General features: G+C 69.4%; 19 protein-coding genes and 1 tRNA gene. 11 read left to right on the top strand and 9 right to left on the bottom strand.

Features of this window, described 5'->3' with window-relative positions; genetic code table 11:
* Positions 1-51: 51 nt before the first annotated feature.
* The 4 genes from BM310_RS04290 to BM310_RS04275 form a co-directional block, all read right to left on the bottom strand.
* Complete coding sequence (locus BM310_RS04290) at positions 52-1,677, bottom strand: molybdopterin-dependent oxidoreductase (RefSeq protein WP_089804940.1); 1,626 nt, start codon at positions 1,675-1,677, stop codon at positions 52-54.
* 249 nt (positions 1,678-1,926) lie between these two features.
* Positions 1,927-2,616, bottom strand: a complete 690-nt coding sequence (locus BM310_RS04285) for a hypothetical protein (protein WP_089804938.1) — start codon at positions 2,614-2,616, stop codon at positions 1,927-1,929.
* Positions 2,617-2,864: 248 nt separating this feature from the next.
* Entirely contained in the window at positions 2,865-3,185 is a 321-nt protein-coding gene (locus tag BM310_RS04280; RefSeq protein ID WP_089804936.1) for a DUF7344 domain-containing protein, read from the bottom strand.
* A 325-nt stretch (positions 3,186-3,510) separates the two neighbouring features.
* Positions 3,511-3,595: transfer RNA gene (locus BM310_RS04275), tRNA-Ser, on the bottom strand.
* A gap of 104 nt (positions 3,596-3,699) precedes the next feature.
* Here BM310_RS04275 and BM310_RS04270 point away from each other — a divergent pair.
* Both BM310_RS04270 and BM310_RS04265 read left to right on the top strand, forming a co-directional pair.
* The gene (locus BM310_RS04270; protein WP_089804934.1) at positions 3,700-4,650 is read left to right on the top strand and encodes an AAA family ATPase; all 951 of its coding nucleotides are present in this window, start codon (positions 3,700-3,702) and stop codon (positions 4,648-4,650) included.
* Positions 4,651-4,709: 59 nt separating this feature from the next.
* Complete coding sequence (locus tag BM310_RS04265; protein WP_089804931.1) at positions 4,710-5,597, top strand: halocarboxylic acid dehydrogenase DehI family protein; 888 nt, start codon at positions 4,710-4,712, stop codon at positions 5,595-5,597.
* 48 nt (positions 5,598-5,645) lie between these two features.
* Here the strand turns inward: BM310_RS04265 and BM310_RS04260 are convergent, their stop codons facing one another.
* Genes BM310_RS04260 through BM310_RS04245 form a run of 4 tightly spaced genes read right to left on the bottom strand, consistent with a single transcriptional unit; the run spans position 5,646 to position 8,939 of the window.
* A complete protein-coding gene (locus BM310_RS04260; RefSeq protein ID WP_089804929.1) occupies positions 5,646-6,182 on the bottom strand; it encodes a DUF7519 family protein in 537 nt (178 codons plus the stop codon).
* The gene (locus BM310_RS04255) at positions 6,179-7,450 is read right to left on the bottom strand and encodes a DUF58 domain-containing protein (protein ID WP_089804927.1); all 1,272 of its coding nucleotides are present in this window, start codon (positions 7,448-7,450) and stop codon (positions 6,179-6,181) included. Before BM310_RS04255 ends, BM310_RS04260 begins: the two co-directional genes overlap by 4 nt.
* On the bottom strand, positions 7,447-8,013 hold the full coding sequence (locus tag BM310_RS04250; protein ID WP_089804925.1) for a DUF7269 family protein: 567 nt from the start codon (positions 8,011-8,013) through the stop codon (positions 7,447-7,449). Before BM310_RS04250 ends, BM310_RS04255 begins: the two co-directional genes overlap by 4 nt.
* The gene (locus BM310_RS04245) at positions 8,010-8,939 is read right to left on the bottom strand and encodes a DUF4129 domain-containing protein (protein ID WP_089804923.1); all 930 of its coding nucleotides are present in this window, start codon (positions 8,937-8,939) and stop codon (positions 8,010-8,012) included. The genes BM310_RS04250 and BM310_RS04245 overlap by 4 nt, the downstream gene beginning before the upstream one ends.
* Before the next feature lie 375 nt (positions 8,940-9,314).
* On the opposite strand from BM310_RS04245, the gene BM310_RS04240 reads away from it, so the two are divergent.
* From BM310_RS04240 to BM310_RS04210, 7 genes are all read left to right on the top strand, one after another.
* Positions 9,315-10,115: a helix-turn-helix transcriptional regulator gene (locus tag BM310_RS04240; RefSeq protein WP_089804921.1), complete on the top strand. Its 801-nt coding sequence runs from the start codon at positions 9,315-9,317 to the stop codon at positions 10,113-10,115.
* A 104-nt stretch (positions 10,116-10,219) separates the two neighbouring features.
* Positions 10,220-11,992, top strand: a complete 1,773-nt coding sequence (locus BM310_RS04235) for a cation:proton antiporter (protein ID WP_089804919.1) — start codon at positions 10,220-10,222, stop codon at positions 11,990-11,992.
* Between the two features lie 187 nt (positions 11,993-12,179).
* Positions 12,180-12,653, top strand: a complete 474-nt coding sequence (locus BM310_RS04230) for a redoxin domain-containing protein (RefSeq protein ID WP_089804917.1) — start codon at positions 12,180-12,182, stop codon at positions 12,651-12,653.
* Between the two features lie 94 nt (positions 12,654-12,747).
* Positions 12,748-13,749: a hypothetical protein gene (locus tag BM310_RS04225; protein WP_089804915.1), complete on the top strand. Its 1,002-nt coding sequence runs from the start codon at positions 12,748-12,750 to the stop codon at positions 13,747-13,749.
* A 118-nt stretch (positions 13,750-13,867) separates the two neighbouring features.
* Positions 13,868-14,197, top strand: coding sequence for a hypothetical protein (locus BM310_RS04220; RefSeq protein ID WP_089804913.1), 330 nt, complete (start codon positions 13,868-13,870; stop codon positions 14,195-14,197).
* Positions 14,198-14,382: 185 nt separating this feature from the next.
* The gene (locus BM310_RS04215) at positions 14,383-15,951 is read left to right on the top strand and encodes an APC family permease (RefSeq protein ID WP_089804911.1); all 1,569 of its coding nucleotides are present in this window, start codon (positions 14,383-14,385) and stop codon (positions 15,949-15,951) included.
* A 2-nt stretch (positions 15,952-15,953) separates the two neighbouring features.
* Entirely contained in the window at positions 15,954-16,604 is a 651-nt protein-coding gene (locus BM310_RS04210) for a potassium channel family protein (protein ID WP_089804909.1), read from the top strand.
* A gap of 94 nt (positions 16,605-16,698) precedes the next feature.
* Here the strand turns inward: BM310_RS04210 and BM310_RS04205 are convergent, their stop codons facing one another.
* Positions 16,699-17,340: a helix-turn-helix domain-containing protein gene (locus BM310_RS04205; protein WP_177232526.1), complete on the bottom strand. Its 642-nt coding sequence runs from the start codon at positions 17,338-17,340 to the stop codon at positions 16,699-16,701.
* A 194-nt stretch (positions 17,341-17,534) separates the two neighbouring features.
* On the opposite strand from BM310_RS04205, the gene BM310_RS04200 reads away from it, so the two are divergent.
* Together BM310_RS04200 and BM310_RS04195 are read left to right on the top strand one after the other, a co-directional pair.
* The gene (locus BM310_RS04200; RefSeq protein ID WP_089804904.1) at positions 17,535-17,870 is read left to right on the top strand and encodes a hypothetical protein; all 336 of its coding nucleotides are present in this window, start codon (positions 17,535-17,537) and stop codon (positions 17,868-17,870) included.
* Positions 17,871-18,056: 186 nt separating this feature from the next.
* The gene (locus tag BM310_RS04195; RefSeq protein WP_143105106.1) at positions 18,057-19,115 is read left to right on the top strand and encodes a DUF5995 family protein; all 1,059 of its coding nucleotides are present in this window, start codon (positions 18,057-18,059) and stop codon (positions 19,113-19,115) included.
* Positions 19,116-19,128: the final 13 nt, after the last annotated feature.

The raw sequence follows: 19,128 nt of genomic DNA, 5'->3' as shown, positions 1-19,128 counted from the left end.
CGCAGGACGGCGTCGGACCGGCCTTCGAGTCGGGTCGGCGACGCGCCCGCGCTACTTCGGGAACGTCTTCGACGCCCACCCGGTGGCACCGCTGGGATAGGGGCCCTCCTCCTCGCGCGGTTGGACCGCGCCGGTGCCGTCGGTGGCGCGGACGACGACGGTGTGCTCGCGGCCGGGGTCGTCGTAGGTGTACGTCCACTGCCGCCACGCGTCTTCGGCCGCCTCGCCGGACTCGTCGGTGCCGGCGGGGAGGCGGTCCGACAGCGTCGCGTCGGCCCACGTCTCGCCGCCGTCGACGGAGACTTCGACGCGTTCGATGCCGCGCGTGCCGGCGTAGGCGTGGCCGCCCACCCGTCGCCGGCCGTCAAGTCGCTCGCTGGCCGAGAGCTTGGCGACGGTGTTGACCGGGCCGGTGCCGTGCCAGCCTCGCCGCTCCCAGAAGCCCTTCTCGGGGCCGTCCAGAATCTCCATCTCGGTGACCCACTTGACGTTTATCTCCCCCCAGTGACCGGGGATGAGCGCTCTGACGGGGTGGCCGTGCCCGCGGGGGAGCGGTCCGCCACCCTTCCCGTAGGCGAGGAACCCCTCCGTCAGCGCCTCCACGGGGAACTCCTCGAAGTAGCCGTCCGCCGCGCGGAGCATGACGTGACTTCCCTGCGGGTTCACCTCCTCTAAGATGCGCGAGATGGGGACGCCCGTCCAGAGGTCGGTGTCCATCAGTTTCCCGTCGACGGGGTCGCTGACGCACCGGAGCGTGACGAACCGGTGTTCGGTTCCCATCGCGGTCAACTCGTCGTAGGTGTACGACAGGGGGCGTTCGACGCTCCCGGTCACCGAGAGCGACCACTGGTCGGCCCGGAGGTTCGGGTCCACGTTGCTGATGTCGACCTGATAGAAGTCGGTGCTGACGAGTCCCTCCAACCCCGCCACGTCGAGCGACCGGCGTTCGGCCTCGGCGAGGTAGCGGTCGACCACCGACGGTTCCTCGGATACCTCGTCGGCGGCGGTCCGTTCGGCCGACGAACCCGATTCGACCGCCTCCGCGTCCGCCGGTGCGGAGTCGGTGCTCACCGACGCCGCGGTGTCGGCGGAGTCCGACGACGACCCGAGCAGGTAACCGACGACGCCCACGCCGAACGTCGTCGCCACGCCGCCGAGCAGACGCCGCCGGTCGGCCGCCGTCGAGTCGGCACCGGCGGCCGACCCGCCCGTCGCGGCGGCGAGTTCCGCCACGGCGACGACGGCGGCCCCGCCGAGACCCGCCGCGAGCGAGAGCGTCGGGCGACCCGTGAGCAGGGCCGTGGTCGCCCACGTGGCTGCGCCGACCAGACCCACCGACGCGAGTCGGGCGGACGCGGACCGGCCGCCGAACCGACGGGCCGCGACGAGGGCGACGAACGAGACGGCCGAGAGCGTCGCCGTCGCGAGACCGACGGCCAGCGCGAGGTTGAGCAACTGGCCGAAGTGGTCGATGCCGGCGAACGTCCCGAGGGTGGTGACGGCGAACCGGAGTACCGCGTCGGGGACCGTCCGCGTCAGGAACGCCTCGACGGGCGCGACGACGAACGCGGGGGTGAACCCGGCCGTCGCGTACGACCCGGCGACGGCGGCGACGCCTGCGAGGAGTGCGACGATGGGTGTCCGCCGCGGTTGCCGTGCGGGCTGTATCGAAGACATCTGTTGTCTGTAGTCGGGGCTGAATGGGGATGTACCTTATTCAGAATCTATACATAATCTCGGGAAACTCGGTCCGTCACCCCCCTCGAGCGTGGTCTCAATCCCCCCGGCCGAGTTCGTGAACGAGAGGGCGTCTCCGCGCAGAAGAGCGGGGCCTATACCGTTCGGTACGAACGAACAGGAAAGGTGAGGCAGCGCAGTCCTAGCCGACGACGTCGGATTTACCGGCCGGTTCCGTCGGTCGCTTCGTCACGAGTTGCCGCGGCCGCGGTTCTTGCCCCGTTTTCGGCCGCCCCGATTGCCGTTGTCAGTATCGCCATTCTGATCCTCGTCCGCTGACTTCTTCCGGCCTTTGGGGTCCTTCCCCGGGGTACCGCAGCGTCCGCGAACGACGTGGAACCGGTACGGCTTTCCGTTACAGGAGTGGCTGAACCGCCCGAACGACGCCGGGTCGCCGTTCACGCAGATAGCCAGTGCCTCCTCCAAGTAGGCGTCGAGCGCCTTCCGAGCGCACTGGTTCGGATTGCAGACGAAACAGGTCGGATTCGAGGGGAACGGCGCCTCGCTTCCGGTGTAGACGCCGATAATCTTCCAGCCGTCCTCGCCGCTGTCGTCGCAGAAGTATCCCGTCGTCGAGTAGATGACGTTGTCGAACTCCCATCCGTCGCCGGTTTCCCGGGCCCGGATGACCGTTATCGGACCCATGCTGTCGGCCTCGTCGTCCTCGTTGTTCCCGAACGACTCGTCACCGTTGTCGTTCTCGCGGACGACGCACACCTCGCTACAGCCGCAGAAGTTGACCTGCGCGAGTTTCGCCCCCTCTGCGCTCGCCGTCGACGAGAGCGCGAGCGTCCCGATTCCCGATGCTGCCGTCGCCCGCAGAACGGTTCGACGACTGAGTCGTCGCGTCGGCTCCCCATGTGTGGTATTGTCAGTCATTTACGTCCCCTGCTCCGGTCCTCGAGTTTGAACGGCAAATAATTTAGCTCAATTGTCACTTGTGGCGGAGAGGTCGCTCTCGCTGACAATCCGAGGAACTGCCATCGTGAATACGAAGAACCGCCAGTACGGATACGATCCGGGTTCGTGGGTAGATATCGTCCAGTTCTGGTCGGTGAAAGGTATTCACTGCCGGGTAGGAGACTCATCGAGAACTCTCTAAGCGCTCCTAGCGCAGAGAGTTTTCGTCAAACGAGTGGGTCCAGGTCGTCGATGTTCTCGCCCGGCGCGACGGCGCCGTCGCTCTCGTCGTAGACGACCACGTCTTCGGCGACGAGTTTGGGGAGGTCGGTGTGGAGAAGCGAGATACGGACGCTCTCGTGGGGGAGGCCGGCGCCGTCGTGCGACGGGTCGGCGTGCACCTCGGTGACGATGGCGTCCACGAGTTCTCCGAGCGGCGTTCGCCCCTCTTCAGAGAGGACTCTGAGGAGGTGTCGTCGCCGTTCCGTCGTCGCGAGTTCGAACGCGTCGTCCTTGTCGAGTTCGTCGGGGTCGTACCGGTCGTTCACCGCGCGTCACCTCGTCGCGTCGTCGTGTGTGTTCCGAACATCAGTCAGTCTCGGGTCGGGGCGGAGGACTGCCGCAGAGGGTAGTCGGGAGACGGTCGAACGCCGCGTACCGGACGCGGTAGGTGGGTGCCTGTGGGGAGGCACCCATCCACAGTTGTAGTTTCATCGTCATATTTCCTGTGCCCGAAACGCGTCACCACCGACCGGTCGGGACTGCGCGCCCGGAGTCCCGTCTGAACGTCACGTCGACGGCGGACTCGCGCGACGCTCACGCGCATCGCGGCGCGACGAGACGCGTCGCTCGCCGGGTGAGTCTGTGAAAAGGCGCCGAGGGTGAGATTTGAACTCACGTGTCCGAATGGACAGTAGATTTCGAATCTACCGCCTTGGCCGGGCTAGGCTACCTCGGCTTGCATACGCTGTTGGGAGACGCCGCGTTTAATCGGTTTCGATTTCGGTGGACCACGGCGATGTGACCCAGATTACTAAGTCCCATGCCGCCCCGAGGGCTGGTATGGACATCCCCGAAGCGAACGAGGCGTGTAGCAGCGTCCTCGCAGAGGTTTCGAAGGCCGTCATCGCCGAGCAGGAGTTCCTCGAGCGCATCATGCTCGGCGTCCTCGCCCGCGGCCACGTCCTCCTCGAAGACGTCCCCGGCACCGGGAAGACCCTGAGCGCACGGTCGGTCGCCACCGCCCTCGGCCTCTCCTTCTCCCGCGTGCAGTTCACGCCGGACCTCCTCCCCTCCGACGTGACCGGCACGAACATCTTCAACGAGCGCGAGAAGTCCTTCGAGTTCTCCGAGGGGCCAATCTTCGCCAACGTCGTCCTCGCCGACGAGATAAACCGCGCGCCACCGAAGACGCAGGCGGCGTTGCTGGAGGCGATGGAGGAGGGACAGGTGACGGTGGACGGCGAGACGCACGAACTCCCGAAGCCGTTCGTCGTCATCGCCACGCAGAACCCCGTCGAGAGCGAGGGCACGTTCCCCCTCCCCGAGGCGCAGATAGACCGCTTCGTCGTCAAGACGAGTATCGGCTACCCCGACACCGACGGCGAAGTCGAACTCCTGCGACGCCGCGTCGGCCGGGAGGCGCGCAGTCCGAGCGTCGGGTCGGTGCTGACCCGCGAAGAGGTACTCGACGTGCGCGTCGTCCCCGAGGACGTGCGCGTGGACGAGGACCTGCTGCGCTACATGGCCGACGTGGCGCGGGCGACGCGCACGGACAGACGGGTCGAGGTGGGCGTCTCCCCGCGCGGGACCCAGCGACTGCTGGAGGCGTCCCGCGCCCGCGCCGTCCTCTCGGGCCGCGAGTTCGTCACGCCGGACGACGTGAAACGCGTCTCGCCGGCCGTCCTCGCGCACCGCCTCGTCCTCACGCCGGACGCGCAGGTGAACGACGTGGCGAAGGAGGACGTGATCGCTGACGTGCTCGAACGGGTCGAAGTGCCGACCGTGGAGTGACCGGGCGTCCGCGGTAGCGACCGCGACAGTCATACGTGGCGTCCGTCCCATCGGGCACCATGGACACCGACCGGCAACTCCACGAACTCGACGCCCGGGGCTGGAAACGAGGCCTCTACGCCGACGTCCAGCGGACGTTCCGCGCGCCCATCGTCAACTGGATATTCCGGACGACGATGGCGAACGAACCGGGGTTCCTCCGCTACGCGTGGGGACAGGTCAAGCCGGTGTTCCAGACGCGGGCGTTCGCTCGCCTCTCCGTCCGCTACCGGGACGCCGTCCTCGACGCGATGGACGCGCCCGACGACCCGCTTCCGCGCTACCGGCCGAGCGAGACGGGTCTCGACCCCGCCGCCGCCCGCGAACTCCGCGGACAACTCGCCACCTACGACGTGGTCGCGCCGCGGTTGGCGGTGCTGTTCGAGACGATGGACAGGGCGCTCCACGGCGACCCGGTCGGACACGAACCGGGGGAGGTGTCGGCGGCGACCGAGCCGTTCCCCGACTGGCTGGACCGCGACCGGGGGCGCGCGCCGACACTGCTCGACGACGCGGACGTCGCAGACGAACTCGCGGACACCGTCGACCGAGTCCGGTCGTTCCACGGCTTCGACGGGGGGCTCCCGAGCATCTACCGGACGCTCGCGCAGTGGCCGCCGTTCTTCGAACGCATGTGGGCGGACGTGGAGCCGAGACTGGAGCGCGACGCCTTCGCGGACGCGCTCGAACGCACCGACGACCTCGTCTCGTCGTTCGTGGACGCGACCCCCTACCGACCGCGCGTCGCGCCCGACGACCTGACTGGGGTCGGGTTCGACGAGGAGACGGTGGCGGACGTGCAGGGGCTGTTTCGGCAGTTCAACGCGGGGCCGGTCGAGACCGTGCTGCCGGCGTTGCCGGTGTTCGCCGCGACTGTCGACGCCGCCGGCGAGCGCGAACTGATCTGAACGGAGCCGAGCCGAACTGGGCTCTGAGTCGGGCGGGCGAGGGCGAACCTACCGCCGGTGACCGCGGACCGTCCCGCCCTCCTCGCGCCGCCCGCGCAGGGCCGCCACCAGCGCGATGGCCCCGAGGAGCACGAGGACGAGGGCGGCGACCGGTTGGCTCCCGCCGACCGAGAGATAGACGGCGTAGACGACGGCGGCGCCGGCGACGCCGACGAGCAGCGTCGTCGCCGAGTGGACCAGCGTCAACCGCGTCGTGTCCGCGTCGCGACCGAGTTGCTCGCCGACGCCGATGGCGTACTCGCCGGCGTCCCACGAGACGACGGTGCCGAGCGCGGCGAGCAGGAGGGGTTCTGCCGCCCCACCCTGCACGCCCGCGTAGAGGATGCCGACGAACAGCGCCGACGCGCCGAACGTGACGACCCGGCGAGAGCCTCGGTAGAGGCCGAGTGCGAGGACGACGACGCCGACGGCGGCGGGTGCGGCGGCCCCGGCGGCCGCGAGCGCGACGCCGACGAAGCCGACGGTGGCGGCGACCATCGAGAGCGACACGCCCGCGGTGGCGGGGCGCCGGGTTATCTCGGTCATCGCGACCACCGCCGTTCGGCGCGGGCGAGTTCGGTCGCCAGCGGTCCTTCACCCCAGTCCACGACGCGAATCCCCGACCGGCGGAGTCGCGCCAGCCGGTTCTCCCGTTCGACGCCCGCGAGTCGGTGCCCCGGCGTGTCGTCCGTCGTCGAGTCGGGGCTGACGACGGTGACGAGGTGGCCGTAGGCGTCGAGGCGGCGCGCGGCGACGACGGCGAAGTCGTCGGCCATCGGCGAGAAGAACAGCACCTGCGCGTCGGACGGCAACTGCCGTCGGAGGCGTCGCACGGCGACGACTGGGTAGTAGGCGTCGTCCGAGGGCGTCGGCGCGAGGGCGGGGTTCGTGGCGAACAGTTGGCGGGCGCGGGCGCGATGGTCGCTGCCGGTGCTCGGCGCGAGCCAGCAGTCGTGCGGCGACAGGGCGGCCACGCCCACCCGGTCGCCGCTGTCGAGGAGCGACGAGAACGCGCGCGTCGCGGCGTCGACGCTCCGCTCGACGGCGTTCTGGTCGCCCTCGTGGGTGGCGACGTAGGCGTCCGCCCGCGCGTCCACGAGGAGGACCACCGTCGCCGCGCGTTCCTCGCGGAACTCCAGCGTCGCCATCTTCCCGGTCCGGGCGCGGCGGTTCCAGTCGATGCGGTTCAGCGGGTCGCCGCGGCGGTACTCGCGAGTCGAGTAGAACTCCAGTCCGTCGCCGGCGACGTCCGTCGCGACGCGACCCGTGTACTGCGTCGTCAGGCCGCGCAGCGGAAGGTCGGAGGTGGCCTCGAGCGACGGTGCACAGCGCAGCACCGTCTCCGACTCGGCGTCGAGGGCCTCGGTGCGCTCCGTCTCGGCGCTCGGACTGCGGGTCACGGCTTCGAGCGGTCCCCACGCGTGTTCGCCGCGGACGGCCTCGACCGAGTACGAGAACGTCGCGGACTTGCCGGGGCGAAGCGCCGTTCCGAGGCGCGCCGAGCCGTCGGTCACTTCGAGGGCCGGCGGGACGCCGTCTATCAGTCTGAGGTCCGTCAGCGCCGTCTCGCCGACGTTCCTGACGGTGACGGTCACGCGCACGTCTTCCTCGGTGTCCGGGTTCGACTCCGACAGTTCGCGAACGACTTCGAGCGTCGGGGCGGGCGCGTCTGTGAACCACGCGAAGCCGGTGTAGGCGACGCCGAGGCCGGCGACGAGGATGAGGGCCGGCCGCTGGAAGACGACGCCCACGGCGCCGGCGACGAGGGCCGCCCCCTCGATACCGGTCCAGCGGTTCGTGTCGAACCCCTTCATCGGCCCGCCTCCGCGACGGCGTCGTCGCTGTCGTGAACCGCTTCGATGGCCGCGATGGTTCGCGCGGCGCGCGCCGACGTCGACGACTGCCCGCGCACGACCAGTCGCACCCGGTCGACGAGCGAGAGGGGGACGTCTGCGCCGAGGTAGCGGGCCGCGACGGGGTCGGACGTCCACGTCCCCTCCTCGAGGTGCCGTTCGGCCCGGTCGGTCGAACAGTTGTCGTGGAGGACGAGCGTCTCGACGGCCGCCTCGCGGAGGCGCGTCTTGAGTTCCGTCACGTTCGACGCGCGCCATCCGCGCTCGGACAACCGTCGGTCGACGTCGTCGCCGGGCGTCGGGACGCGGTAGCGGAGTTCGGGGTCGCCGGTGTCCGTCGCGCGGTAGTCCACGTGCCGGCGTCCGAGCGCGTAGCGGAGGCCCTGCACGCCCGCCACGACGCCGACGACGATGACGAACACGAACGTCGCGCTCAGGCCGGGGACGACGAAGCCGGCGAGGCCGGCGACGCCGCCGAGGACGGCGACGACGCCGACGGCCGCGGTGAGGGCGTCCGTGTTCACGAGTCCTCACCCTCCCCGTAGGTCGATTCGATGCGCCTGAGGGCGGTGACGGCGCGCGTCTCCCTGTCCTCGGTGGCCGACTCGCCGCCGTACCGCACCGCCTCGAACAGGTGCGTCAGTTCGTCTACGTCGCCGCGGTCCATCCCGGCCTCGACGGCGGCCGAGGCGAACTCGCCGGGCGTACTCGACCGGGGGTTCGGGATGTCGAGGAGGGCGGTCATCTCCGCCCACGCGCGGTACACCTCGTTCTCCACGTCGGCGTCGGCCTCGATGCGGTCCGCGGCGGCGCCGGCGGCCCGGCCGATTTCGCGCACGTCCACCGGGTCGTCGTCGTCGACCGTCTCGCGTTCGGCCACCTCGTCGTCGCCCGTCGAGACGAACAGAAGGGCGACGGCGCCGAGGAGTGCCAGCAGGAGGATGAAGCCGAATATCGCCGTCGGCGGGGAGACCGGACCCTCGCCGGCCCCCGGGAGGCCGCCGCCACCCTGCGGCAACGAGAACGTCCCGTTGCTCGCGCCGAGACCGGTGCCGGAGAACTCGACCCCTCGGCAGGAGGTGAGAAGCGCCCAGAAGACGTAGCCGGGGATACCGAACGTGATGCCGAAGACGGCGACGGGGAACAGCGACCGGGTGTCGTAGTAGACGAGGGCCAAGAGCCCGACGAAGACGGCGAGGATGGCCGCGATGGCCGCCGGTTCCGTCAGGGCGGGCAGGCAGAGCGAACCGAACGTGCCCGTGCCGCCTTCCGTGTCGTCCACGCCGACACCGCTCTCGTCCGACGGTCCGATTCCAGTCGCGGGACCCACCCCGCCTCCGACGCCGCCGGACCCGCCGGTGACGGCCGTGTCGATGGTGGCCGCGGCGACACCGAGGGCGAGGACGGCGAGGAGGGCGAGAGCGAGCGTCCGGGCGGCGTCTCTATCCACGCCACGACATACCGGGACACACAGTAAATGCGTTTCGAGGTTGTCGTGTCGTGCTGACAGAAACCCGCGGCCCCGACCCCCTGCTTCCAGCCGGGGCGAGAGATTCAAGCTGGACTGGAACTTTGAAATTCTCCCGGAGAATTATTATCAGAATTGATAAACTTTGAAGTGGGATGCGCACTCAGAACGATACGTCCCAGCGGACGTGTGCCCGTGCAGGTCCGTCCGTGGGACGTGAGACCCCTCGAAGTCGACCCCGCCAGTCGACGACGCGCACCTCATCTGCCGCCCACCTTTTCCCCGCAACTCTTCGGCCCCTGCGGTCACCGAGGCCGCACCGTTGGGTTTAGGTTCGCACCACGTCGACTCGAAGGAGTGAACGAAGACGGGGCACCGCCGGTCGTCGAGTACGTCACGAGTTCCACCACTCGCGAGTCCGTCGTGACGACGCTCGCCGCAGAGTCTGCGACGACCCGGGCGCTCTGTTCCGCCCTCGACGCCAGCGAGTCGGGCGTCTACGCGGCGGTGAACGACCTCCGAGAGCACGGCGTGCTCGAAGTGGACGACGGCGAACGACTCCGACTCACCGGCGTGGGAATCGTCGTCGCGGACGCCGTCGAACGGCGGCGGCGGTTGGAGTCGACGTTGTGGACCGACCTCGACTACTGGCGCACCCACGACATCCGAGCGCTCCCCGACCCCTTCCGTGCCCGCCTGTCCGAACTGGAAGGGCTGGACGTGTTTCGCGTCTCCGAGACGGACCCGGCGGGCGCGATTCGGCTCATCCACGACAGTCTCCGGAACGCCGCGGAGGTGGCCGTCGTCTCGCCGGTCCACTTCCCGGACCTCGGACAGACGCTCCGGGAGGTGTGCGAGGACAGACCCGGCCGCCTCCTCGTCACCGAAGCCGTCGTCGACGAGGTTCGCCGGCACGACGACGGCGACGTCCCCATCCCCGAGAACCTCACCGTCCGCGTCGCGGACGTGTCGTTCGCCCTCGCCGTCGCCGACGGAACGACGTTCCTCTCGCTGCCGCGACTGGACGGGTCGTACGACCCGAGTACGGAACTGGTCGCCGACTCCGACACCGCGGTGCGGTTCGGGAACGACCTGTTCGAGTGGGTGTGGCGGGACGCGACGCCCGTCGGTGACGTCGCCCCGACGCGCCCGCTCTGAGGGCCCCCATCGCCTTCTCCTTACCACCGCGCTCCGTCGCCCCCTCCGCACCCTCCGTCCGCCTGCCACCGAACCTAACCGTGGGCCCCGAGAACGAACTGTCAATGGCGAGTGGGCTGGAACAACAACTCATCGACCTGTTGACCGTCTTTCTCATCGCGGGCGGCGTCGGCGCGGTACTGGCCAAAATCGGACGCATCCCGTACACCATCGCGCTCCTCATCGCGGGGTTCGGCGCGTCCATCGTCGGACTGGAGATAGACATCACGCTCACGCACGACATCATCCTCCTCGTCGTCCTGCCGCCCCTGCTGTTCGAGGGGGCGGCGACGACGGACATCGACGAGTTCAGGTCGAACTTCCCGGTGATGCTGACGCTCGCGACGGTGGGACTGGCGGCGTCCATCGTCGTCGTCGGACTCGTCGCCACGGAACTGCTCGGCTACACCCTGCTCATCGGCCTCCTGTTCGGCACCATCGTCCTCCCGACGGACCCCGTCTCCGTGTTGGCGCTGTTCAAGCAGGTGGGGGTTCCGGACCGCCTCGCCGTCCTCGTGGAGGGCGAGAGCCTGCTGAACGACGGCATCTCCGTCGTCATCTTCTCCGCCCTCCTCGCGCTGGTCGAGGCGGGCGACAGCGCCGCGGACCTCGCGACGATAGCGGGCGTCGGGGAACTCGCGGGCGGCATCGTCGTCTCCGCCGGCGGCGGCGCAGTCGTCGGACTCGCCGCGGGCTACTTCGTCTACCGCCTGATGGCGAACCTCGACGAGCACATGACCGAAATCGTGCTCACCGTCGTCCTCGCCTACGGGGCGTTCCTCGTCGCCGAGCACTACCTCCACGTCAGCGGCGTCATCGCCACCGTGGCCGCCGGGCTTCTCATCGGCAACCGCGGCCGCGAGTACGCCATGTCGGCGCAGACGAAGACGGCCGTGTTCAACACGTGGGAGACGGCCGCGTACGTCGTCAACACGTTCATCTTCCTCCTGCTCGGCGTGAAGACGCCGATTCGGCAGATAATCGCCGAGGCGGAACTGCTGCTGCCCGCCATCGTCCTCGTCCTCGCCGCGCGCGCCGTCGCCGTCTACCCCCTGACGGAGGTGGCCAACCGGCTCTCGGACGCGAACGTGCCGCGGAACTACCAGCACGTCCTCGTCTGGGGCGGCCTCCACGGTTCGATACCCATCGCGCTCGTCCTCGGACTGCCGGAGTCCGTCGGACCGCGCCAGCAACTCCGCGTCCTCGTGTTCGGCATCGCCGCGTTCAGTCTCGTCGTCCAGGGCCTGTCGATGAAGCGGTTCCTCCGCGCGGTGGGCGTGCAGACGTCCGGGAAGGAACGGGAACTGTACGACCTCCTCCTCACGCGGGCGAAGGCGGTTGACGAGGCGCTGAACGAGGCCGAACGCCTCCACACGCAGAACCTCATCCGGACCGGCGTGTACGAACGGTTCAAGCGCGAGTACGGGCGCGAGAAGCGCGAACTCGAGCACGTCATCCGCTCGCTACTGGAGCGGGAGCCCTCCCTGCTCAAACAGGAACTACTGCAGAGCGAACGGCGCATTCTACAGGCCGAGGAGAGCGCCATCACGGAGGCGGAGTTGAGCGGCCAACTCTCGACCGACCTCGCCGAGGACCTCATCGCCGAGGTCCGCGAGAAGCAGGCGCGACTGGAACGGGGCGAGACGACGGTGACGAGCGACGTCGAGCACGAGGGGTACCGCGAGTTCTGGCGCGAACGCGCCGCCGAGTTCGGCCTCGAAGTCGGCGAGGAGGTACTCGACGAGGACGAGGTCGAAGCGCTCACCGACGAGTCGGACCTCGACCTCACCCCCGTCGACGACGAGGACGAACCGGCCGGCGGGACCGGGACGGACTGAGTCGGCACCGCCTCCGAATCCGGCGTCGCGGCCGAGTTGCTCGCCGACGCCGGTATCGGACCCGACGCCGCGGCGACGACGGCGACAACGCTGAAGTCGGTGGAATCGGCCACGGAAACCGTCCGGGTTCGCGGCGAGGAACACGTTCGGTGTGCGATTTATGCCGCTCTGTGCCCAATCTGGGGACATGGTTTCCGAAGGCGACGACGCACCCGAGTTCACGAACAAGGTGGCAACCGGCGACGTCGAGGAGTTCTCGCTCGCGGACGCCGTCGGCGAGGGATCGACCCTCCTCGCGTTCTTCCCCGGCGCGTTCACGCCGCCGTGCTCCAACGAGATGACCGCCCTGCAGGAGCACCTCGACCGGTTCGAGGACGCCGGCGCGTCGGTGTACGGCGTCAGCGCGGACTCGCCGTTCACGCTCAACGCGTTCCGCGAGGAACACGGCCTCGGCTTCCCCCTCGTCAGCGACATGAGCCGGGAGGCGATTCGGGCGTACGGGCTGGAGATAGACGTCGCGGACCTGGGCCTGCACGGCGTCGCCAACCGCGCGGTGTACGTCCTCGACGACGACGGCACTGTCACCTACGCGTGGGAGGCGGAGTCGCCCGAGAACGAACCCGACTACGACGAGTTGGTCGAGGCCGTCGAGTCGGCCTGAATCGGTCGAGTCGGCCTGAGTCGGTCACCCGCCCCCCGCCGCGATTTCTCAGAGACACCGAAGACATTAGTCTCGGTAGCGTGACGGGCCGACGATGCCCTCCAACCGATGCTCTCGGCGGCGCGCACTCGCGGCCGTCGGCGCGGCCGGACTCTCCGCGCTCGCCGGGTGCTCGACCGGACTCGGGAGCGGTGGGAACGGCGAACCGACCGCGACCATCGACTTCCACCTGTACGACCGAACCGCGACGCTGCGGGACCGGTACGTCCGCGACCTGAACGAGACGCGCGTGCCGTGGGACGAGGACGCCCTCGCCGCGGCCGTGAACGGGTCGGAGTTCACGACGCAGTACGTCGAGCCGTTCCCGCGCAGCGAACCCCAGTGGGCGAAGTACGAGGGGCGGTACTACCGCCTCGACGAGGTGGTCGTCGGCGAGGAGACGGTGACCCGCCCGGTGCTCCGACTGTACGACGAGGGGCGACTCGGCGAGGACGAGTCCGGCGCGCCCGAACACGTCGACAAGGCTGCGCTCCCGCAGTCGGACGAACGGGCGGTACAGATTGCCTACATGGCGGCCCGCGCCCGCGGCGACGTCGGCGGCGTCCCGTGGGGACTCGTCCAGCGCGGCGGCTACGTCTACCGCGACGAGTCGGCCGTCGAGTCGAGCGAACTCCTCGCGGACGACGGGCCGGCGTACGTCGCTCACCGCGACCGAATCTGGCGGGTCGAAGTCGAACGCGAGACGTTCCACGAGGCTGTGTACCGACCGGTCGCGGAACCGGTCGCCGAGACGGAAGCGGAGGTGGAGACGGTCCTGCGCGGCCGCCTCGTCGGCGCGCGAATCGACCCCGCGTCGCTCTCGTCGGCCGAACGGGACGTGTTCCGCAGAGCGCAGAGCGGCGACGGCTACAGCGCCGAACACCCGTTCCCCGACGCCTTCGTCTCGGTGCTGAAACGACTGGACGAACGCGCCTACGTCGACGGCAACGTGACGAAGGACGCCGGCGCGGACGAGTATCCGCCGCACGACCTGATTCGGTACGGGGACGAGTACTTCGAGTATCGCCTCCGACTGACCGAGGCGGACGGCCGCTGAGACCGTATCCTGCCGACCGGTTCTCGCTCGCCTCGTTTCGTTCTCACGTCGCGCCGAGACGAATCTCTCCGTGCGAGATATAGGAACATCTAACTCGATTTGTGCACGTACCACGACCATGAGCGACGAGACGGAGCCAGCGGCCGACGACGTGACAGTTTCGATGGAGATTACGGGGACGTACGACGACGTGCTGTCGCGGTTGAGTCCCACCGAGGAACGCCGACAGGGCGTCGAACCGCTGCTGCAGGACGTCGAAGTCGTCCTCGAGACGCTGGAACGGATGGGCGAGGGGACCCGAAGCGCCGTCGCCAACAACCTCCCCACGGAGACGGCCGCCGAGTTGGACGCCGAGGCGGTGGTCGAACTGCTCCACGTCCTCAAGCGGTACGACCTGGTCGTCCTCGAGGGCAACACCTGGAAGCCGAAGGGCGGCGACGAACTGTGAGTCCGCGGGGAGTGCTGGGACGGTACCGTCCTCGCGGCGACGACGACGGCGGCGTGGTCGTCGGCGTCGACACCGCAGAGGAGTTCTGACCGAGGGCGCACCCGCTCCGACCGACGCGGGGAGCGAACGGTCCGCCCGCGAGGACGCACACTTTTGTCGGACGATGATACGAGTTACCACGAACGATGAGTGCGGACCGAACGCGCGAACCGGCGGCCAATCTGGGCCTCCTCGACGCGACGATGATCGGGATGGGAGCGATGATCGGGGCGGGGATATTCGTGTTGACCGGCCTCGCGGCCGAAATCGCCGGCCCGGCGGCGATATTCGTCTTCGCGCTCAACGGCGTTGTGACGGCGTTCACCGGGCTCTCCTACGCCGAACTCGCCTCGGCGATTCCGAAGTCCGGCGGCGGGTACGCGTTCGTCCGCGAGATTTTCGACGACCTGCCCTCGTTCGTCATGGGGTGGATGCTGTGGTTCGCGTACATGATCGCCGGCGGCCTGTACGCCCTCGGCTTCGCGCCGAACTTCCTCGAACTGCTCCACCTCTACGGCGTCGTACCCGCGCCCGAGAACGTCGCGGCCGTCGACCTCCCCGCCGTCGCCGTCGCGGTGCCGCCGGAACTCGCCCTCGCGTTCGGCGCCGTCGTCCTCCTCGTCGCGGTGAACGCCGTCTCGACGGCCGCCAGCGGGAGCGTCGAGACGATATTCACCGCGACGAAGGTCGCCATCCTCGTCGTGTTCGTCGCGTTCGGCTTCCTCTCGGCCGGCGGCGGGACCGAGACGAGTTTCTCCCTCGACCAGTTCGAGCCCCTGTTCCCCGGCGGTCGGTCGGCGGCGAGCATCCTCCCCGCGATGGGGCTGACGTTCATCGCCTTCGAGGGTTACGACCTCATCACCACGGTCACCGAGGAGGTGAAGAACCCCCGCGAGAACATCCCGAAGGCCATCTTCGTCAGCCTCGGAGTGACCGTCCTCGTCTACCTCCTCGTCGTCTCCGTCGCCATCGGAACGCTCGGCGCCGAAGGGTTGGCGGCGGCCGGCGAGGCGGGCATCGCCGAGGCGGCGACGACGTTCATGCCGACCGACCTGCCCCTCATCCGGAACGGCGGGGCCATCATCGTCTTCGGCGCCGTCTTCTCGACCATCACCGCGTTGAACGCCGTCGTCATCGCCTCCTCGCGCGTCGCGTTCTCGATGGGTCGGGAGCGACAGTTGCCCTCGTCGATCGGCACCATCCACCACCGCTACGGGACGCCCTTCCTCGCCATCCTCGGCAGCGCCGTCGTGATGCTCGCCTCGGTGGCGCTCCCGACCGAGAGCGCCGGCAACATGTCGAGTCTGTTCTTCCTCCTCTCGTTCGTCGTCGTCAACGGCGCGGTCATCAAACTCCGACGGGAGCGGCCGAACATGAACCGCCCGTACGAGATACCCTACTACCCGATACCTCCGATACTCGGCATCGTCCTGAACCTCGTCCTGACCGCGGTTCTGGTCGAGTACCTCTCGCGGACGGACCCGCTGGCGCTCGGTCTGAGCGCGGCCTGGATCGTCCTCGGCGTGGTCGCGTACTACGCTCGCCGGCGCTACCGACGGACGGAGGCGGTCGAGGCGGCGGAGACGGCCGATACCGGAGACGTCCCCGGCGACGGGTCTGCCGACGGCGCAGCGACCGCCGACGGCGACGGAACCGCGCCGTCGAGCGTCGGTGCCGGGACGGGGGTTGATAAGGGAGAGGCGGAAGACGACTAGCTATGCCGGGAACACAGCGAACGGTCGTGGCGGGCGGCGGTCGCGTCGGCCGAAACACCGCCAGAGTGCTCGACGACCGAGGACAGGACGTGGTCGTCGTCGAGGAGGACGGCGACGTGGTCGACGAGATAGCGGACGAGTACTTCGCGACGGTCATCCGCGGAGACGCGACGCGCCCGTCAATCCTCGAACAGGCGGGTCTCGAACGGACGGACGTCGTCGCCGCGTTGACGGGCGAGACGGGCACCAACCTCGCAATCTGCATGGCGGCGACCCACCTCGCGCCAGACGTGGAGACGGTGATGCGGAGCGAAGTCGACGTGGGCGACGAGTACGCTCCGTTCGTCGACGAGGTGGTGTTCACGGCCGCCGCGAGTGCGCGGGCGACCGCGAACGCCGTCGAACGGGAAGTGCGGTCGCTGGAAGACGTCACCGGGACCATCGACGTCGTGGAAATCCGCGTCGCCGAGGGCGCTCCCGTCGCGGGCAAGTCACTGACCGAAGTCACGTTCCCCCGCGGGGCCATCGTCGTCTCCGACGCCGAGGGACACCGCATCGCCGGCTCCGACACGCGACTGGAGGCCGGCAGCTCCTACCTCGTCGCCACCGAACCGGCCGTGAGCGACGAGGTGATGAACCTCATGCGCGGGTGACCCACGTCGGCGGTCGACGGTGACCCGCGCGACGGCGACCCACGTCGGCGGTCGACAGTGCGTCACGCACGCGAGGTCCACTCCTGCGGACCGGCTACGTGCCCAACGTCTGTTCGACGAGTCCGCGCACGCCGCGGCGGAAGCGCTCCGACGCCGCGCTCTCGGAGATGCCGAGTTCGGCGGCGAGTTCCGCGAGCGAGCACCGCCGCGGGATTTCGAGGTAGCCCGACGCGAGCGCCTCGCACAGTAGCTCCCGCTGCGAGTCGGTCAGCGCCGGCACGTGCTGCATCTCCCAGTCGGTCTGCTCGTACAGTCGCTCGACGGTGACGGGGATGTCGTGGTCTCGGCAGAACTCGTAGACGGACTCGACGGCGTCTCGGTCGGGGAACTGTATCCGGAGCCACCATCCCGCGGCGGTCCCGACGGCTTCGTCGACGACGGCGCCGACGGCGACCAACTGCGGGACGACGTCGACGGTGGCGGTGGGGTCCGTGAAATCGACGCGGAACAGGCGGCGGCCGTCGAGGGCGGCGACGACGGTGGAGTCCCGCACCGACGGGTCGTCGGCCATCGCACTCGCCACCGCGTCGAAGTCGTCGGCCAGTATCCAACAGAGCATCTGCGTCGGTCTGTCCTCGTGTCTGTGCGTCTCCTGCCAGACGACTTCGATGTCGGGGACCCGACCGAGCGTTTCCAGGAGAATCGGGTGTTGGAGCGTGAGTTCGGCGAGTAACATCGGTTTCGAGCGTTCGTCAGGACGCCGGAGGCGACGGGTGTATTTAAAATGCCGGAATAAACCGGCTCCAGAGTAATCTGTCGGGCGTCCAAACGATACGTGGGTGCACATCACACGCGTCGTGCGGAGGGGACCCGGAGCCGTCCTCGTTCGCGGGCGGGGCCCGGACGAGACGCGGTGTGAGGGGAGCTACTATGTCATCGACAGACCACAACGTCGACGCAGACGGTCGGTTGGACGAACTGCTGGGCGTCCTCGACCACGAGTACAGGCGACGAATTCTGCTGGCACTCGCCGACTCCGGCGACCGGACACCGCCGGTCAGGCCGAGCATGGCGGACGGTGACGAACCGGACGTGCTGGAACTCGAACTCCGACACGTCCACTTCCCGAAGCTCGAAGCCGCCGGACTCGTCGAGTGGGACCGAGAGCGAGACGCCCTCTCGCGGGGGCCGCGGTTCGACGAGGTCGAACCGGTGCTCGACGCCCTCGAAGCGGCCAAAAGCGAGTCGTCGTCCGCGCGAAACTGACCGGGCGGCGACCCTGGCTCTCGGACCGGCCTCCCGTTCTCCGCGCCGGTCGACGTTCTCTCGTCGTATCTAGAGTCTGTGCGCTCGGTCGCCTCGGAGTATCGAGAACTCCCATCCAATCCCGTTCGGAGCCGTTCGTCTGACGTGGCGCGCCGATCGACCGGTGCGCCGCGGGAGCACGACGCCATGTCCAGAATCGAACGACGCTCCGACCGGAGGCGGACCGCGCGGACGAACGAGAGCGGAGCCGACCGCTCCGGGCGCCGGCGCCTCACCGGCGTGCTCGCCGTTCTCGCCGGCGTCGCCAGTCTCGCGTCGGTCTCGGCGGTGTCGGTCACCGATGCGGTCTGTCTCTTCGCCGTCGTCGGCGCACCCGTTCCCGGCGGCGACGGGGTCGGGAGAGCGGCGCGACCGCGACCCCGGACGGAGCGACGCCGTCGGGCCGTCGACGCGACTCGCCCGCCCCGCGAGGCCGACCCCGGGGCGCTATCGCTCCTCGCGGAGCCGTACGAGACGGTCGAAGACGCTCGTATCCGGCTGCGCGGACTGGAGCGGTACTTCCGGGACCGCGGCGACGGGCGGGCGGTGTTTCTCACCGTCTACGCGCGCGTCACAGAGGAAGTCGCCGCCGCCGTCGGCCGCGGCGCGTTCGAGGACCCCGAGTGGGTCGCCGACTACCTCGTCGAGTTCGCGAACCACTACCGCCGCGCCGCGCTCGCCTTCGAGACCGGCCGGGAAGCGGCGTTGCCCACGGCGTGGCGGGTCGCCTTCCGGGCCGCCGAGCGCGACGGGACGCTCGTGCTGCAGCACGCCGCCCTCGGCGTCAACGCGCACGTCGCGTTCGACCTCGCCTTCGCGCTCTGCGAGCTCGGCGTCGGCGACGACCGTCGCGCGAAGTACGCGGACCACCGGCGGATAAACCGCGTCCTGAAGAGTCTCGTCGACGAGACGCTCGACCGACTCGCCGACCGCTACGCGCCGGGCATCGCGACGCTCACCGCGGCCGTCGGTCCGCTCGTCGAACTGTGCTGGTTCGGGGCGCTCGTCCTCGGGCGGGAGTGCGCGTGGTGGATCGCCGTGCTACTCACCGAAGCGCCCGGCGGGACCGTCGCACGCGCCTCGCGCTGGTTCGTTGCGGCCGCCTCGGCTGCCGTCGCCGGGGTCGTCCTCGCTCCGACCGCGTCGCCCGCGTTGGCCCGCGCCGTTCGCGCGGTCCTGCGACGACTCGGCGTTCGACGACTGTGACCGACCGCCGCGG

It is taken from the genome of Halogeometricum rufum (genome assembly GCF_900112175.1).
GTDB classification, from domain to species: Archaea; Halobacteriota; Halobacteria; order Halobacteriales; family Haloferacaceae; genus Halogeometricum; species Halogeometricum rufum.
The sequence above is the reverse complement of the archived record's forward strand: the minus strand, read 5'-3'. Positions and strand labels throughout refer to the sequence as shown.

Excerpts from the sequence above, each read along its gene's own strand:
- BM310_RS04195 (WP_143105106.1), top strand. The coding sequence starts at position 18,057 with ATGTCCAGAATCGAACGACGCTCCGACCGGAGGCGGACCGCGCGGACG.
- BM310_RS04230 (WP_089804917.1), top strand. The coding sequence starts at position 12,180 with ATGGTTTCCGAAGGCGACGACGCACCCGAGTTCACGAACAAGGTGGCA.
- BM310_RS04210 (WP_089804909.1), top strand. The coding sequence starts at position 15,954 with ATGCCGGGAACACAGCGAACGGTCGTGGCGGGCGGCGGTCGCGTCGGC.
- BM310_RS04270 (WP_089804934.1), top strand. The coding sequence starts at position 3,700 with ATGGACATCCCCGAAGCGAACGAGGCGTGTAGCAGCGTCCTCGCAGAG.
- BM310_RS04255 (WP_089804927.1), bottom strand. The coding sequence starts at position 7,450 with ATGAAGGGGTTCGACACGAACCGCTGGACCGGTATCGAGGGGGCGGCC.
- BM310_RS04225 (WP_089804915.1), top strand. The coding sequence starts at position 12,748 with ATGCCCTCCAACCGATGCTCTCGGCGGCGCGCACTCGCGGCCGTCGGC.
- BM310_RS04285 (WP_089804938.1), bottom strand. The coding sequence starts at position 2,616 with ATGACTGACAATACCACACATGGGGAGCCGACGCGACGACTCAGTCGT.
- BM310_RS04215 (WP_089804911.1), top strand. The coding sequence starts at position 14,383 with ATGAGTGCGGACCGAACGCGCGAACCGGCGGCCAATCTGGGCCTCCTC.
- BM310_RS04220 (WP_089804913.1), top strand. The coding sequence starts at position 13,868 with ATGAGCGACGAGACGGAGCCAGCGGCCGACGACGTGACAGTTTCGATG.
- BM310_RS04265 (WP_089804931.1), top strand. The coding sequence starts at position 4,710 with ATGGACACCGACCGGCAACTCCACGAACTCGACGCCCGGGGCTGGAAA.
- BM310_RS04200 (WP_089804904.1), top strand. The coding sequence starts at position 17,535 with ATGTCATCGACAGACCACAACGTCGACGCAGACGGTCGGTTGGACGAA.
- BM310_RS04290 (WP_089804940.1), bottom strand. The coding sequence starts at position 1,677 with ATGTCTTCGATACAGCCCGCACGGCAACCGCGGCGGACACCCATCGTC.
- BM310_RS04205 (WP_177232526.1), bottom strand. The coding sequence starts at position 17,340 with ATGTTACTCGCCGAACTCACGCTCCAACACCCGATTCTCCTGGAAACG.
- BM310_RS04235 (WP_089804919.1), top strand. The coding sequence starts at position 10,220 with ATGGCGAGTGGGCTGGAACAACAACTCATCGACCTGTTGACCGTCTTT.
- BM310_RS04260 (WP_089804929.1), bottom strand. The coding sequence starts at position 6,182 with ATGACCGAGATAACCCGGCGCCCCGCCACCGCGGGCGTGTCGCTCTCG.